The sequence below is a fragment of the Novosphingobium sp. KACC 22771 genome, assembly GCF_028736195.1.
Classification (GTDB): Bacteria; Pseudomonadota; Alphaproteobacteria; order Sphingomonadales; family Sphingomonadaceae; genus Novosphingobium.
Genome location: NZ_CP117881.1, coordinates 5,001 through 19,245, shown reverse-complemented (window position 1 = coordinate 19,245; position 14,245 = coordinate 5,001). Strand labels below are relative to the sequence as shown.

The 14,245-nt window shown below is 64.3% G+C and carries 18 protein-coding genes (1 of these 18 running past the window's edge); 9 read left to right on the top strand and 9 right to left on the bottom strand.

The features are described 5' to 3' along the window. Nucleotides 1-38: 38 nt before the first annotated feature. Genes PQ467_RS00105 through PQ467_RS00095 form a run of 3 tightly spaced genes read right to left on the bottom strand, consistent with a single transcriptional unit; the run spans nucleotide 39 to nucleotide 1,842 of the window. Nucleotides 39-770: a M48 family metallopeptidase gene (locus tag PQ467_RS00105; protein ID WP_274174557.1), complete on the bottom strand. Its 732-nt coding sequence runs from the start codon at nucleotides 768-770 to the stop codon at nucleotides 39-41. Further along, nucleotides 770-1,243 (bottom strand): YcgN family cysteine cluster protein, encoded by a 474-nt coding sequence (locus PQ467_RS00100; RefSeq protein ID WP_274174556.1) that lies wholly within the window; start codon nucleotides 1,241-1,243, stop codon nucleotides 770-772. The genes PQ467_RS00105 and PQ467_RS00100 overlap by 1 nt, the downstream gene beginning before the upstream one ends. After that, nucleotides 1,231-1,842 carry an SCO family protein gene (locus PQ467_RS00095; protein ID WP_274174555.1) on the bottom strand — a complete coding sequence of 204 codons (612 nt, stop codon included), beginning with the start codon at nucleotides 1,840-1,842 and terminating at the stop codon, nucleotides 1,231-1,233. Before PQ467_RS00095 ends, PQ467_RS00100 begins: the two co-directional genes overlap by 13 nt. An 84-nt stretch (nucleotides 1,843-1,926) precedes the next feature. On the opposite strand from PQ467_RS00095, the gene PQ467_RS00090 reads away from it, so the two are divergent. From PQ467_RS00090 to ssb, 5 genes are all read left to right on the top strand, one after another. After that, a complete protein-coding gene (locus PQ467_RS00090; RefSeq protein ID WP_337995100.1) occupies nucleotides 1,927-2,547 on the top strand; it encodes an ankyrin repeat domain-containing protein in 621 nt (206 codons plus the stop codon). 15 nt (nucleotides 2,548-2,562) lie between these two features. After that, a complete protein-coding gene (locus PQ467_RS00085; RefSeq protein WP_274174554.1) occupies nucleotides 2,563-3,225 on the top strand; it encodes a COQ9 family protein in 663 nt (220 codons plus the stop codon). 144 nt (nucleotides 3,226-3,369) lie between these two features. Then, nucleotides 3,370-3,621, top strand: a complete 252-nt coding sequence (locus PQ467_RS00080) for a FeoA family protein (RefSeq protein ID WP_274176051.1) — start codon at nucleotides 3,370-3,372, stop codon at nucleotides 3,619-3,621. Beyond that, complete coding sequence (gene feoB, locus PQ467_RS00075; protein WP_274174553.1) at nucleotides 3,618-5,462, top strand: ferrous iron transporter B; 1,845 nt, start codon at nucleotides 3,618-3,620, stop codon at nucleotides 5,460-5,462. Before PQ467_RS00080 ends, feoB begins: the two co-directional genes overlap by 4 nt. 14 nt (nucleotides 5,463-5,476) lie before the next feature. Continuing rightward, on the top strand, nucleotides 5,477-6,073 hold the full coding sequence (ssb, locus tag PQ467_RS00070) for a single-stranded DNA-binding protein (protein WP_274174552.1): 597 nt from the start codon (nucleotides 5,477-5,479) through the stop codon (nucleotides 6,071-6,073). A gap of 53 nt (nucleotides 6,074-6,126) precedes the next feature. Here ssb and PQ467_RS00065 read toward each other — a convergent pair whose 3' ends face one another. Both PQ467_RS00065 and PQ467_RS00060 read right to left on the bottom strand, forming a co-directional pair. Beyond that, nucleotides 6,127-6,642: a YceD family protein gene (locus tag PQ467_RS00065; RefSeq protein ID WP_274174551.1), complete on the bottom strand. Its 516-nt coding sequence runs from the start codon at nucleotides 6,640-6,642 to the stop codon at nucleotides 6,127-6,129. Next, entirely contained in the window at nucleotides 6,639-7,184 is a 546-nt protein-coding gene (locus PQ467_RS00060; protein WP_274174550.1) for a ubiquinol-cytochrome C chaperone family protein, read from the bottom strand. The genes PQ467_RS00065 and PQ467_RS00060 overlap by 4 nt, the downstream gene beginning before the upstream one ends. Before the next feature lie 200 nt (nucleotides 7,185-7,384). Between PQ467_RS00060 and PQ467_RS00055 the strand changes: the two genes are divergently transcribed. From PQ467_RS00055 to PQ467_RS00040, 4 genes are read left to right on the top strand one after another with little or no spacing between them, the layout of a single operon-like run. After that, a complete protein-coding gene (locus PQ467_RS00055) occupies nucleotides 7,385-7,897 on the top strand; it encodes an outer membrane protein assembly factor BamE (RefSeq protein WP_274174549.1) in 513 nt (170 codons plus the stop codon). A gap of 55 nt (nucleotides 7,898-7,952) precedes the next feature. After that, nucleotides 7,953-8,543 carry an ATP-dependent protease subunit HslV gene (hslV, locus tag PQ467_RS00050; RefSeq protein WP_274174548.1) on the top strand — a complete coding sequence of 197 codons (591 nt, stop codon included), beginning with the start codon at nucleotides 7,953-7,955 and terminating at the stop codon, nucleotides 8,541-8,543. A gap of 6 nt (nucleotides 8,544-8,549) precedes the next feature. Further along, nucleotides 8,550-9,851 carry an ATP-dependent protease ATPase subunit HslU gene (gene hslU / locus PQ467_RS00045; RefSeq protein WP_274174547.1) on the top strand — a complete coding sequence of 434 codons (1,302 nt, stop codon included), beginning with the start codon at nucleotides 8,550-8,552 and terminating at the stop codon, nucleotides 9,849-9,851. A 54-nt stretch (nucleotides 9,852-9,905) separates the two neighbouring features. Next, the gene (locus tag PQ467_RS00040; protein ID WP_274174546.1) at nucleotides 9,906-10,115 is read left to right on the top strand and encodes a DUF1737 domain-containing protein; all 210 of its coding nucleotides are present in this window, start codon (nucleotides 9,906-9,908) and stop codon (nucleotides 10,113-10,115) included. 23 nt (nucleotides 10,116-10,138) lie between these two features. Here the strand turns inward: PQ467_RS00040 and PQ467_RS00035 are convergent, their stop codons facing one another. The 4 genes from PQ467_RS00035 to PQ467_RS00020 form a co-directional block, all read right to left on the bottom strand. Continuing rightward, on the bottom strand, nucleotides 10,139-10,555 hold the full coding sequence (locus tag PQ467_RS00035; RefSeq protein WP_274174545.1) for a heme-binding protein: 417 nt from the start codon (nucleotides 10,553-10,555) through the stop codon (nucleotides 10,139-10,141). Next, nucleotides 10,552-12,420, bottom strand: a complete 1,869-nt coding sequence (locus PQ467_RS00030) for an ABCB family ABC transporter ATP-binding protein/permease (RefSeq protein WP_274174544.1) — start codon at nucleotides 12,418-12,420, stop codon at nucleotides 10,552-10,554. The genes PQ467_RS00035 and PQ467_RS00030 overlap by 4 nt, the downstream gene beginning before the upstream one ends. A 49-nt stretch (nucleotides 12,421-12,469) precedes the next feature. After that, nucleotides 12,470-13,393 (bottom strand): retroviral-like aspartic protease family protein, encoded by a 924-nt coding sequence (locus tag PQ467_RS00025; RefSeq protein WP_274174543.1) that lies wholly within the window; start codon nucleotides 13,391-13,393, stop codon nucleotides 12,470-12,472. A gap of 166 nt (nucleotides 13,394-13,559) precedes the next feature. Continuing rightward, nucleotides 13,560-14,245, bottom strand: partial view of a glycosyltransferase family 2 protein gene (locus PQ467_RS00020; RefSeq protein ID WP_274174542.1) — the 3' portion only. The gene runs 316 nt beyond the window's last position; the window shows 686 of its 1,002 coding nt (coding positions 317-1,002); its start codon lies beyond the right edge, outside the window; it ends in the stop codon at nucleotides 13,560-13,562.

Sequence of the window (14,245 nt, the reverse complement as noted above, 5' to 3'; positions counted from 1 at the left end):
GGATGAATCGCGCCTTACGCCAGTCCTATGCGCCCCATTCAGCCAAGCGGCGTATAGAGCGAGCGCCCATGGCGTTTGAGCCAGCGGTTGGTTTCCTCGATACTGCCTTCAAACAATTGGGCAAGCAGGGCGTGGAAGGCTGGCGAATGGTTGAAATGGACCAGATGCGTGACCTCATGCGCGACCACGGCGCGGCGCACCGAATCGGGGGCCATCATCAACCGCCAGTTGAGCCGCACGCTCCCCCGCGCCGAACAACTGCCCCAGCGGGCCTGCGCGCCCGAGAGCGCCAGCGGGGGCACGGGCAGCCCGGCCCGCGCGCAGTAAAAGGCCAGATCCTGCGCGAAATGCTCGCGCGCCTGCGCCTGCATCCAGCGGGTGAGGCGGGGGGCAAGCGAATCGAGCGCGCCGCCCATGTGGATCACGCCCCCCTCGCACACCACGCGGCGGGCGGAACCGGGGCTGTGGGCGATGCGATGCGGCACCCCGGCAAACAGGATGGTCCCGCCCGGCGCCAGATCCACCTTGGGCGTGTGGCGCGCCAGTTGCGCGGCCAGCCAGTCGGCGCGCAGATGGGCGAAATCCAGCGCATCCTGCGTCCGGCCCCATTTAGGCATGGCGATCCGCACCTCGCTGCCATCGGGGGCAAGGCGCATGGTCATGCGGCGCGATTGCGGCAGGCGGCGGATGGCGATCGGCACGCGCACGCCATTGAGGGTGATCGAGGGGCTCTCCTCCTCCCGCTGACTGCGACGCAGCCAGTCGAGCATCAGTCCTCGTCCTCGATGATCTCCATCGGCACCATGCCCTCGGGCCAGATGATGTGATGGTGCAGGGGGCCTGCCACCGTCTCGCTGATGGCGCGGCCCGCGACGCTGGCCTTGGCGTCATGGACGCTCTGCCGGTCGCCGGTCAGCAGGTAATGCCATTCGGGCAGGGGCCGATCCTCGCCCCGCCGCCGATAGGCGCAGGTTTCGGGCAGCCAGCCCAATTGCCGCACGCTCTTGGGCGTCAGGCGGATGCAATCGGGCACATGGGCGCGGCGGTTCTTGTAATCGCTGCATTGGCCGGTGCGCAGGTCCAGCAGCTTGCAGGCCACATTGGTCATGAAGATCTCGCCGCTGTCCTCATCCTCGACCTTGTGCAGACAGCATTGGCCGCAGCCATCGCACAGCGCCTCCCATTCCGCCTTGCTCAGGCGGTGGAGCGGAAGTTCCCAGAAGTGGTCCCTCATTTCACCCATGTTGCAAGGTCCTCTGCCACGGCCTGCGGGCCTTTGTCGACGGGCAGCATCGAGATGGGCTGACCGTCCGGTCCCATCAGATAGGCGATGCGGCTGTGGTCCATCAGATAGCCGCCCGAGGTTTCCTTGCCGCGCGCATAATAGGCGGCAAAGGCCTTGGCGGCCTGATCGACCTGCGCGGACGTTCCGGTCAGCCCGATCAGGCGCGGCGAGAAAGCGGCGGCAAATTCACCCACCACCTTGGGCGTGTCGCGGGCCGGATCGATCGAGATGAAGATCGGGCGGATGTGGTCGGCCTCTTTGGGGTGGCTCTTGGCAAAGGCGTCCAGCCCGCGCATCGCCACCGCCACATCGGTGGGGCAGGCATCGGGGCAGAACGTGTAGCCGAAATAGACGATCCGGTAGAAGCCCTTGAAATCGGACCATCGGACGGTCTTGCCATCCTTGTCGACCAGCGTGAAGGGCCCGCCGATGGCCGCGCCCGCCAAAGGCGGATCGGCAGGAGAGGGCGCGGATTTGCAACCCGACAGCAACAGGGCGCCGGCGAGCAGCGCGATCAGGGATGAACGAAAGGGCTTGGTCATGGCGTGGGCGTTCATGCTCTGCTAAAGGCCCTTGCGCAAGGTGCGATGATGCGCCCATGAGGGTTTAAGGGCGGCGCATTCGGCAATGGAGGAAGTGAAGTGATCTCTGGCACATATCTGCGCAGGCTGCGCGTGGCGCTGTTGGCCGCGCTGGCGGTGGGCGTTGCCATGCCGGGCCCGGCGCAGGCCCAGTTTTCCAAAAGCTACAAGTTCCTTGAGAGCGTGAAGAAGAAAGAGGGCCAGGAGGTCACCGACGCGCTGGCCGAACCGGGCACGACGATCATCAACACGCGCGATGTGACCACCGGCGAAACCGCGCTGCACATCGTCACGGCGCGGCGCGACACTACATGGATCAGCTTTTTGCTGGGCAAGGGCGCCGACCCGAACATCCGCGATTCCAAGGGTCAGACCCCGCTGGTGGTGGCGGCCAACCTTGGCTTTGTCGAGGGGATGGAATTGCTGATCGCGGGCGGGGCGCGGGTGGATGAACCCAATTCCACCGGCGAGACTCCGCTGATTTCCGCGGTGCATCGCCGCGATATCGCGATGATGCGCGTGTTGCTCAAGGCCGGGGCCAGCCCCGACCGCGCCGACAGTTCGGGCCGCAGCGCGCGCGATTATGCCAAGCTGGAGCGCAACGACAATCTGATCGAAGAGATCAATACCAACGCCAAGAAGACCGACAGCAAGGCCCGCACCTATGGGCCTTCGTTCTGAACGCAGGAGCGCATGATGACGCAGGCTGATAATCTTTCGCTTGATGAACTGCGCGTGCTGCTGGCGCCAGCTGTGGCGCGGGCGGCGGTGTTCGACGGTTGGGGCGAGGAGGCGGTGCGCGCCGCAGCGATGGAAAAGGGCGTGTCGGAAGATGTCGCGCTTTACGCCTTTAATGAGGGCGCGATGGCGATGATTTCGGCATGGATCGCCTCAATCGATCTGGCGATGGCCGAGGCGCTCCCGGCCGCCGATCTGGCGCAATTGCCCATCCGCGAGCGTATTGGGCGGCTGGTGCGTTTCCGCCTTGCGGCGCTGGACGGGGCGGAGGAATCCTTGCGCCGGGCTCAGGCGATCATGGCGCGGCCGCGCAATCTGGCCGCCTCGGCCCGGCTGGGCTGGCAGAGCGCGGATGCAATGTGGCGTCTGGCGGGCGACCGGGCGGTTGATTTCAATCATTACACCAAGCGCGCCACGCTGGCAGGCATTTATGCGGCGACATTGGCGGTTTTCGCCAATGATGAAAGCGAGGGCAAGGCAGAGACGCTGGCCTTCCTCGACCGCCGCATCGAAGGGGTGATGCGCTTTGAAAAGCTCAAGGGCCAATTGCTGCGCCGCGATGCGATGCATTTCAGCCCGGTCCGCCTGCTCGGTCGCCTGCGCTATCCGGCGAGTCTTTGATGGTGGCGTGACGCAACCGCGTCACGCCCGGCACCGGCCTTTTTTACCGGCGCATCATAAATCGCATTCGGTTATTGCGAGTGAGTTGCAATTTGCTTGGAACTCTGGCAGCGCAGAGCCATGAACGCGATGCCAGATTCCGTGATGACGCTCGACAAGCTGCCCGTGGGGCAGATTGCGCGTATCGTTGCCGTCGATTGGGCCACTCTTGTTGAAGAGGAGGCGCTGCGCCTTCGAGCGCTGGGGGTGGATGTCGGATCGAAATTGTCGGTGTCGCATCGCGGCGTGTTTGGCGGGGCCGATCCGCTGGCCTTGCGCGTTGGGCGCATGACGGTGGCGCTGCGCCGGGCCCATGCCCGCGCGATGCAGGTGAGCCTGCTTGAGAACGGGCAATGAGCCGCTGGCACAAGGCCGCGCTGGTCGGCAATCCCAATGCGGGCAAGAGCGCCCTGTTCAACGCGCTGACCGGTGCGCGGCAGAAGATCGCCAATTATCCCGGCGTTACGGTTGAGCGGCGCGCGGGGCGGATGATGCTGCCCAATGGCGCGCCGATTGAATTGACCGACCTGCCCGGCTCCTATGGTTTGCAGGCCACCAGCCCGGATGAGGAAGTCACCCGCAAGGTGATCCTTGGCGAGTTGGCGGGTGAACCGGCGCCCGATGTGCTGGTGATCGTGCTGGACGCCAGCAATCTGGAACAGCATCTCGTCTTCGCGCAGGAAGTGATCGCGCTGGGCAAGCCCACGGTGGTCGCGCTCAACATGATCGATTTGGCCGAGCGGGACGGGCTGGTGCTTGATCCGCTGGCGCTGTCGAACGCGCTGGGCGTGCCGGTGATCCCGACCGTGGCGGTGCGGCGGCGCGGCCTTGCCGAACTGGGCGAAGCGATTGCGCAGGCCGAGGGCCATGCGGGCGATGCCCCGCATCCGCGCGCGCGCCTCGATCTGGCCGAGCGGCGGATGGAGGCCCATGCCATTGCCGATGGCGTGATTATTTCCGAAAGCGCCAAGCATCGTCTGCATTCGCGGATGGATGATTTCCTGCTGCACCCGTGGATCGGCCCGGTATTTCTGCTGGCGCTGCTGTTCGTGGTGTTTCAGGCGGTGTTTGCCTGGGCCGCGCCGCTTCAGGATGGGCTTGAAGGTTTTGTCGGTCTGATCTCGGACGGGGTCAAGGCCGAGATGGCGACAGGCCTTCTGCGAGACTTCATCACCGATGGCGTGCTTGCTGGCGTGGGCGCGGTGGTGGTGTTCCTGCCCCAGATCATCATTCTGTTTTTCTTCATTCTTGTCCTTGAGGCCACCGGATATATGGCCCGCGCGGCTTTCCTGATGGACCGTATGATGGCGGGCGTGGGCCTGTCGGGGCGCAGCTTCATTCCGCTGCTCTCCTCCTTTGCCTGCGCGGTGCCGGGCATCATGGCCACGCGGTCGATCACCGATCCCAAGGACCGGCTGACCACGATCCTGATTGCGCCGCTGATGACCTGTTCGGCGCGTTTGCCGGTCTATGCGGTGATTATTGCCGCCTTTATTCCCAATCGCCCGGTGGGCGTGGTGGGGCTGCAGGGACTGGTGCTGTTCGGACTTTATGTGTTCGGCATCGTGGGTGCGATGGTGGTGGCGCTGATCCTGCGTCGGTCGGTTACCAAGGGTGCGGCCAGCGGCTTCATCATGGAAATGCCGAAATATCAGCTCCCCCGCCTGCGCGATCTGGGGCTGGGCCTGTTTCAGCGCGGCTGGATCTTCCTGCGCCGTGCGGGCACGATCATCCTGCAGGTCAATATCGTCCTCTGGCTGCTGCTCAACTTCCCTCAGGCGCAAAAGGGGCAGGATCAGGTCGATGCCTCGTTCGCCGGGCATATCGCCAATGGGCTGGCCGTTGCGTTGAAGCCGATCGGCTTTAACCGCGACATCGCGCTGGCGCTGATCCCCTCGATGATGGCGCGCGAAGTGGCGGTCTCCTCGCTGGCCACCACCTATGCCGTGGCGGCGGGCGATGATGACACCACCGCCCATCAACTCTCGGATCAGTTGAAAAAGCACTGGAGCCTGGCCACCGCTTTGGCCTTTCTGGCATGGTTCGTCTTTGCGCCGCAGTGCATTTCGACGATTGCCGTGACGAGGCGTGAAACAAATGGGTGGAAATGGCCTGCCTTCATGCTGGCCTATCTCTTCGCGCTTGCCTATGTCTTTGCCGGTATCACCTATTGGAGCGCGATCGCGCTGGGGTTCTAGGCTAAGAGGGTTTCATGGCAGGCAGCGTCAACAAGGTCATTCTGATCGGCAATCTGGGCGCCGATCCAGAGGTCAAGTCGTTCCAGAACGGCGGGCGGATCGCCAATCTGCGCATCGCCACCAGCGAGAACTGGAAAGACCGCACCACCGGCGAACGCAAGGAGCGCACCGAGTGGCACAGCGTTGTGCTCAACTCCGATGGTCTGGTGGGCGTGGCCGAGCGTTTCCTGCGCAAGGGCAGCAAGGTCTATATCGAAGGCCAGTTGCGCACCCGCAAGTGGCAGGACCAGAGCGGCAATGACCGTTACACGACCGAGATCAGCGTCGGCGGGGTCGGCGGCGTGCTGACCATGCTGGATGGTCCGCAGGGTGGCGGCATGGGCGGTGGCGGCCGTTCGGGCGGCGATTGGGGCGGTTCTTCGGGCGGCGGCTCGTATGGCGGCGGGCGCTCGGGCGGTGGTTCGTCAGGCGGTTCGGGCGGCAGCGACTGGGGGCGCACGTCGGGCAGTTCTGGGGGCAGTTCCGGGGGCGGTTCGGGCGGCGGCTTTGGCGGCGGCTCGTCCTCGGGCGGCGGTTATGGCGAGGATCTGGACGACGACATCCCGTTCTGATCGGGGCCGTTCGGGCACAGCGAAAAAGCGAAGGGGGCCAGATGGCCCCCTTTTTATTTCTTCTTCAAAGCCTCCAGCGCGGCAAAAGGACTGAGGTTTTCCTGCCCCAGAATGCCCGCGGCCCGCACCTTCGCTGCTTCCGGCCCCTCGGCAAAGGGATCGATTGATAGCGCCAGCGATTGCGCCACCGCCTCGCCCAGATCGAAACGTTCGCCGCTATAGGGGATATCGTCGCAATCCTCCTCGCTCAGCTCGATTTCCTCATCCGGCCCGCCTTCGACGCCCGTTTCGGGCACAAAGCGCAGGTCCAGCTTTTCGCGGATCTTTTGCGGCAGATCCTCGGCCGAAATCGCGCAGGATTGCACCAGATCCGAAGACAGCGTGCCCTTGGCACGGATGATGGCGCCATCAAGGGTGATCATGACCTTGGCGGTCAGATGGCCGATCGAGACAAGGTTGAACCGTTTGGCCAGCGCCTTGCATTCCTCGGGCGTGGCGGCCAGTTCGACCGGCTTGAGTTCAAGGTGGCGGATATCGATGATCCGCGAAAATTCGGGTGTGTCGCTCATAGGGCGATCCTTCCTTCCAAAAGCGCGGTGTCGTCAAGCGCGGCGAGATGATCGGCCAGTTCGCGTGCGCCCTGCGCCAGCGCGGCCAGATCGGCGCCCGGCGCCAGCGTCAGATTGCGTTCGAGCGCCGCGGCCAGATCCGCCTCTCCGCCCAGCGCCGCGCGATAGGCGCCAAGACGCCCGCCCAGCACGCTCATCAGCCGCCCGATATGCTTGCCCACAACCAGATCGCCCACTCCCGATTCGCGCAATTGCCCGTCCATGTCGGTCACAAACAATTCCGTCAGCCGCACCGAGGGCAGGCGCAACGCCTCGGTCCCCTCCATACGCAGCAGCGCAAGGGACAGCACCAGCGTGATCGCATCGAATCGCCCCGCCAGCGTATCGGCAATGCCGGGCCGCCCGCCCGGCGCATACCATTCGCGCGAACGGGCCGCCGCGACCAGCGCGTGCCAGAGCGGACGCACCGCGGCGTAATCGTCGCTCTTGCCGCCAAACAGGCGCGAAAACAGCGAGGGCTTTTGTTGTGCAGCACTGGTCATGGCGCTTGGCCGCCGCTCCTTTTATCGTTCAGCCACTATTCAATCGCCCGCCCCCAAGCGCGCATAGCAACGAGAGTTGCGCATGGGGCCAAGGAGCCGTAAGGCGTTTTTCGGTAAGCATGGACTTGAGGCTTTGGCAATGCGGATTGGCGGAATATTCCCGCCGCGCGGGGCCAGGCCATAGATGGAGCAGTAGCGGGATGCGGGCAGTTTCGGGCAAGCTGGCAAAGATCGGCGTTTTGGCGCCTCTGGCGCTGGCGGCGATGGGCCTTGGCGGCTGCACCACGGTGCGTGACCATCGCGGCTTCTTTGTGGATACGGCGTTGGTCGATTCGGTGCTGCCGGGCGTGGACAACAAGATGTCGGTCGAACGCACGCTGGGCCGCCCGACGCTGGCTAGCCAGTTCGGCGATCAGGACTGGTATTACATCGCCACCGACACCAAGCAATTGGCCTTCCGCCGCCCCCAGCCCACGGCCCAGACGATCCTGCGCGTGCGTTTCGATGCCAAGGGCAATGTGCTGGGCGTTGACCGCGCGGGCATGGAAAAGGTCGCCCGGTTCAACCCCGACAAGGATCTGACCCCGACGCTGGGCCGCAAGCGGACCTTCCTTGAGGATCTGTTCGGCAATATCGGCACGGTGGGCGCGGCAGGCATGGGCGGCGGCCAGGGCGGCACCGGCGGCGGACGCCCCGGCCCCAACGGCAGCTGATCTTTGGCATTCGGGCGGTCTGGACAATTTCCGGCCCGCCCCCATATGCCTATCCATGGATAGCAGCAAAGCTGGCCACGGGCTGATCCAGTGGCACGGCACAACCATCGTCGGCGTGAAAAAGGGCGGCAAGACCGTCATCGCGGGCGATGGTCAGGTGTCGATGGGCAATACGGTGATGAAGCCCAACGCGCGCAAGGTGCGCCGCATTGGCGCCCCGGATGAACACGGAAACGGAAAAGTCATCGCCGGTTTCGCGGGCGCCACCGCCGACGCCTTTACCCTGTTCGAACGTCTTGAGCGCAAGCTGGAAACTCATCGTGGCCAATTGTTGCGCGCGGCGGTCGAACTGGCCAAGGATTGGCGCACCGACAAATATCTGCGCAATCTTGAAGCGCTGATGATCGTGGCCGATGCCGAAACCATGCTGGTGCTGACCGGCAATGGCGACGTGCTGGAGCCTGAAGCGAGCGAGAGCGGGGTTGTGACCGCCATCGGTTCGGGCGGCAATTATGCGCTGGCGGCCGCTCGCGCGATTTCCGATTATGAAGAAGACGCCGAAAAGATCGCCCGTCGCGCGATGGCGGTTGCCGCCGAGATCTGCGTTTTCACCAATGACCGGGTGACGGTCGAGACGATTGGTTGATCCCCCATGAATGATAATTTGACCCCCAAGGCGATCGTGCGCGCGCTTGATGAACATATCATCGGCCAGCAGGAGGCCAAGCGCGCGGTGGCCGTGGCCCTGCGCAACCGCTGGCGCCGCCAGCACCTCTCGGCCGATCTGCGCGATGAGGTTTCGCCCAAGAACATCCTGATGATCGGGCCGACGGGCTGCGGCAAGACCGAGATCAGCCGTCGTCTGGCCAAGCTGGCCGATGCGCCCTTTGTAAAGGTGGAAGCGACCAAGTTTACCGAGGTGGGCTATGTCGGGCGCGATGTTGAACAGATCGGGCGCGATCTGGCCGAGGAAGCGATCCGGCTGGAAAAGGCGCGCCGCCGCGAGGCCGTGCGCGAGGCGGCCAGCAAGGCGGCGATGGACCGCTTGCTCAAGGCGCTGGTCGGCGATGGCGCCAGCGAGGCGACGCGCGAGAGTTTCCGCCAGCGTCTGAACGAAGGTGCGATGGATGATGTCGAGGTCGAGGTGGAGGTCGAGGATTCGCCCTCCACGCCGATGGAGATCCCCGGCATGGGCGGCGGCATCGGCATGATCAACCTGTCCGACATGCTGGGCAAGGCGATGGGCGGCAAGCCCTTGAAGCGCCGCAAGATGCGCGTGGCCGATGCCTGGGACCGTCTGGTGGATGAAGAATCCGAAAAACGGATGGATCAGGACGATGTGGCCCGTGTGGCTCTGGCCAATGCCGAGGCCAATGGCATCGTGTTCATCGACGAGATCGACAAGATTGCCGTGTCGGACGTGCGCGGCGGTTCGGTCAGCCGTGAGGGCGTGCAGCGCGACCTGTTGCCCTTGATCGAGGGCACGACGATTGCCACCAAATATGGCCCGATGAAGACCGACCACGTCCTCTTCATCGCCAGCGGTGCGTTCCACGTGGCCAAGCCCAGCGACATGCTGCCCGAACTGCAAGGGCGTCTGCCGATCCGGGTGGAATTGAAGGCGCTGTCCGAAGAGGATTTCGTGCGCATTCTGGCCGAGACGCGGGCCAATCTGGTCGAGCAATATCGCGCCCTGATGGGCACAGAGGAGGTGACGGTCGAATTCACCCCCGAGGCCGTGCGCGCCATTGCCCGCACCGCCGCGCAGGTGAACGAGAATGTCGAGAACATCGGCGCCCGCCGCCTGCAAACGGTGATGGAGCGGCTGCTGGAGGAATTGTCCTTTGAGGCTGAGGACAAGCGCGGCGAGACGATCACCATCGACGAGGCCTATGTCGAGGCGCGGCTTAACACGCTGGCGCGCGACACGGATCTTTCGAAGTTCATTCTTTAAGGATGCAGGGGGCGACGGGTTTGCGTCGCCCCCGTTTCAGGAAACCGGCCCGATATGACCGACAAAACCTATCAGACCCCCGACGGTCGCCCGATCTACCGCCTGTTGACGGGCAAGGATGATCGCGCCTTTTGCGAGCGCGTGTCCGAAGCGCTGACGCAGGGGTGGCGGCTCTATGGTTCGCCCACGATGACCTATGATGCGGAAAACGCCTGCGTAAAGGTCGGGCAGGCGGTGGTCTGGCACGAGGTCGAATTGGGCTGAGATAGAATTGGGCTGAGGCGGCCTCAGCCTTTTGTCAGCACCGCCAGAGCCGCCGCCGCGCAGGTCTGGTCGAGATCCTGACTGGGCGCGCCGGCCACAGCCACCGCGCCCCCCGCATAGGGCAACCCGCCGCCAAAGCCGATCAGCGTGGCATCGCTTTTCAGCCTTTCCGCCAATGCGGGGTCGGATTTGGCGGCATCGCGCACCTCGGCGCTGGGCTTGCCAAAGCGCAGCGCGGTGGTGGCCTTGCGGATGGCAAAATTGCCAAACATGCTGCGCGTCCCGTCGCCCAGCAGCAACAGGCGCGGCTGGGCGTCACTATCAATGATCGCAACGGCAATCGGCGTGCCCTGACAGGCGGCGAAGGCGGCGTTTGCCGCGCGCTGGGTCAGTTCCAGGCTGGGGGTTGTGGCCTGCGCGGCCAGCAGGGCAAGGATCATCGCGTCGCATCCTCCATCGTTGCGTTTTCATTGGTCTGGGCCTCGATGGCCAGCGTCTCATTGGCCTGACGCGCCCACATTTCGGCGTAAAGCCCCTCCATCCGCAGCAGTTGCGTATGGTTGCCCTGTTCGACCAGCCGCCCGTCGGCCAGCACCAGAATGGAGTCGGAATCGACGATGGTTGACAGGCGGTGGGCAATCGACAGGCTGGTGCGGTTTTCCGACAGGGCATGGAGCGTGGCCAGAATGTCCTGCTCGGTCCGCGTGTCGAGCGCGCTGGTGGCTTCATCGAGCAGGAGGATCGGCGGGTTCTTGACCAGCGTGCGTGCAATCGCCACGCGCTGCTTCTCGCCGCCCGAGAGTTTCAGCCCGCGCTCGCCCACCTCGGTATCGAAACGGGCGGGCAGACGCTCGATCAGGCCCGAGAGGGCGGCGGCCTGCGCGGCGGCCTCGATCTGGGCCGGGGTGGCCTCGCCGACCGGGTGGCCATAGCCGATGTTGTAGCCGATCGTGTCGTTGAACAGCACCGAATCCTGCGGCACAATGCCCAGCGCTGCGCGCAGCGAGGTTTGCGACACCTCGGCAATATCCTGCCCGTCGATCAGGATGCGGCCCGACCACGGATCATAGAAGCGGAACAGCAGGCGCCCGATCGTGCTCTTGCCCGCGCCCGAAGGCCCGACCAGCGCGACATGATGCCCGGCAGGCACCTCGAACGACAGGCCCTTCAGGATCGTGCGGTCGCGGTCATAGCCGAACACCACATTGTCGAACACCACCGAAGGTTGGCGCACCACCAGCGCGGGCGCGCTTGGCTTGTCCTTCACCTCCTGTTCGGTGTCGAGCAGGCGGAACATGTCGGCCATGTCGATCAGCCCCTGCCGGATCGTGCGATAGACCATGCCCAGCATGTCGAGCGGGCGGAACAATTGCGTGAGATAAGTCTGGACGAAAACCAACTGGCCCGAGGTATATTCCCCCTTGCTCCAGCCCCAGACCGTATAGGCCGTGGCCCCCGCCATCAGCAGGTTGACCACCAGCCCCTGCGCGATGTTGAGCATGCCAAGGCTGTTCTCGCTGCGCGTGGCGGCGTCGGCATAGGCGCTGGTGGCGGCGGAATAGCGGGCCTCTTCGCGCTTTTCGGCGGCGAAATATTTGACCGTCTCGTAATTGAGCAGCGAATCGACCGCGCGCGACAGGGCCTGCCCGTCCAGCTTGTTCATCTTTTCGCGCAGGTGCGTGCGCCATTCGGTGATCTTGCGCGTGACCCAGATATAGGCCGCGATGCTGAAGGCCGTTGCCGCCACCAGACCCCAGCCGAAGTTGATCTGAAAGATCACCGCAACGATGACGAGCTGCAGCACCGTGGGCGCGATATTGAACAGCATGAAATAGAGCATCGTGTCGATGCTCTTGGTGCCGCGCTCGATGGTTTTGGTGACCTCGCCCGTGCGGCGGGCAAGGTGAAAGCGCAGCGAAAGCTGATGCAGGCGGGAGAACACATTCTCGGCCAGAATACGGGTGGCTTCCTGCCCCACGCGCTCAAACACGATGTTGCGCAGATTGTCGAAGGCCACGCCCGCAAAGCGTCCCGCCGCATAGGCGATGACAAAGAGCATGGCGCCCGTCATCACCCGCGGCCCGGCGATGTTCATCGCGTCGATCGCCCATTTCAGGAAATAGGGCAGCGCCATCTGTGTGGCGGTCGAGGCCAGAATAAACACCACCGCCGCCACGATCCGCATGCGCAGATCGGGCCGGTCATCGGGCCAAAGATAGGGCAGGAACCGCCGGAGCGTCTGCCAGCCATCATGGCGCGGCGTCTTGGCGGAAGGGGCGGGCGAGGCGGAATGTTCAGGAGGCATCGCCCGCCTATGTAGGCGCGAAGCGGCCAAACGCCAATGGCCGCTTCGTTCAGGAGGACGGTATTGAGGTGGCGGGCATATCGAACAGCACCCGCTTGGCCACAAAATCAATCGCGATCCGGTCAAACAGGCGCAGCGTGGGCATGCCCAGCAGCACCGCCGGGCGTCGGTCCAGCCCCATCAGCGCGAAGGAGGGCGAATCGGTAAAGGCGATGGGCATGCCCGTGACCTTGAAACCGTCGATCGAGAATTGCCGCGCCGTGGCATAATCGGCCTGAATGCTCTGGCCGGTCACGCTTTGCAATTCGGTGTGACCCGTCACGCGCGATCCCAGCGCCTTTTGCAGTGCGCGATTGCCCACGCTGATGTCGGAACCTGTATCGATCACCACATCGACCCTGACCCCATCAATCAGGGCGTTGGTCATGATCAACTCGCCATTATGCCGCTTTGCCTCGACGACGATTTCGAAGCCATCGGCGGCCGGGTCCCTGCTTACCCGATCAATCAGCGTTACCTCGTTGCGGCGAAAGTCGATCATCACGCGCTGACCCTGCAAGCCGTCGAGGCCGATGATGCCGTCTGCGCCGACATCATGGGCCAGCAGTATCGGCAATTGCTTGCCCGCCCAACTGCGTCGGCCCAATTTGAGATGTCCGACATCGACCACACTGACCACGCGGGTTCCGGCAACGCCGGTTACTTGCGCCTGGTCTGTGCCGGTCACGCCCAATCGTGCGGCGACCATGTCGGACAGGACGGTGCGCTGGGCGCCGGTATCGACCATGAAGCGGAAAGGCCCGTGTTCGCGCACGGTGACCGGCACAGTCATGCGGTCGTATTCGTCGGATTTGGCGGCGATGGTTTGGGTTGGGCCCAGGGCGGGTTGCGCAACGGGCAAATCAATAGCACCTGCACCCTCGGCGCTGGTGCTGGCCAGCGCAAGGGCCAGGGCAATGGCGTTCAGAGCCATGGCCATTCTCTCCTGCATATGCGGCTTTAGCCGTCTAATGTATGAGTTATACGCCTATGCTGCGCCCTTGGCCAGTGCGAAGCGAGGCGGCGTCCACACTATTGTGCGCAGAAAAGCGCGGAATTTGCGGGATTCGGGCAAATGGGCAACAGGTTTGCCCCTTTGTTCAGGTGGTGGCCAGCGCAGCGGCGAGGCGAAGGGCGCGCATCGGCTCGCCAAAGCGGACAAGGCGGGCAACCGTACGCCAAAGGCCATCGCGATTGCCGCCATCGGCCACGTGGCGGAGCAGCAGGTCGAAGCCGGAATCGCGCATGCCCGCCCTGGAGTAGCGCAGGCCCAGCGCAACCTTTTCGCGCACCTGTCGCGAGATGCCTTCGCGCCCGAAGAGCATGTCGAGCCCGTCAATGGGCGGCAGGCGATCAAGGTGTTCGGTGGGATCGGGGCGCCCGGCAAGGCGTTCGTGATAGGCGAGACGGGCGATGGCCGCGCCGGTCTGCTGCTCGGTGGCGTGGCGGCTGGAGACCTGCCCCGCGTAATGGCGATAGTGGATCAGCTTGTCGGGCAGGCTGCACAATTTCGTGACCGAGGCGAGGCGCAGCCAGAGGTCGAGATCCTCGCAATGGCGAAAGGCCGCGTGATAGCCGCCGACGGCCAGCACCACATCGCGCCGGAACATGGCGACCGGGTGGCACATCAAATGCGCGCCGGTGTCGATGGTGGCCAGAAACTGTTCATAGGAAGTGGGATGCATCGGGCCGTTGCAGACGGTGTGGTTGCCTTCCTCGTCCATATCGTCGGCCTGGGCGCCGACGACGGCAAAGGCGGGATTGGCCATCAGAAACGCGTATTGGC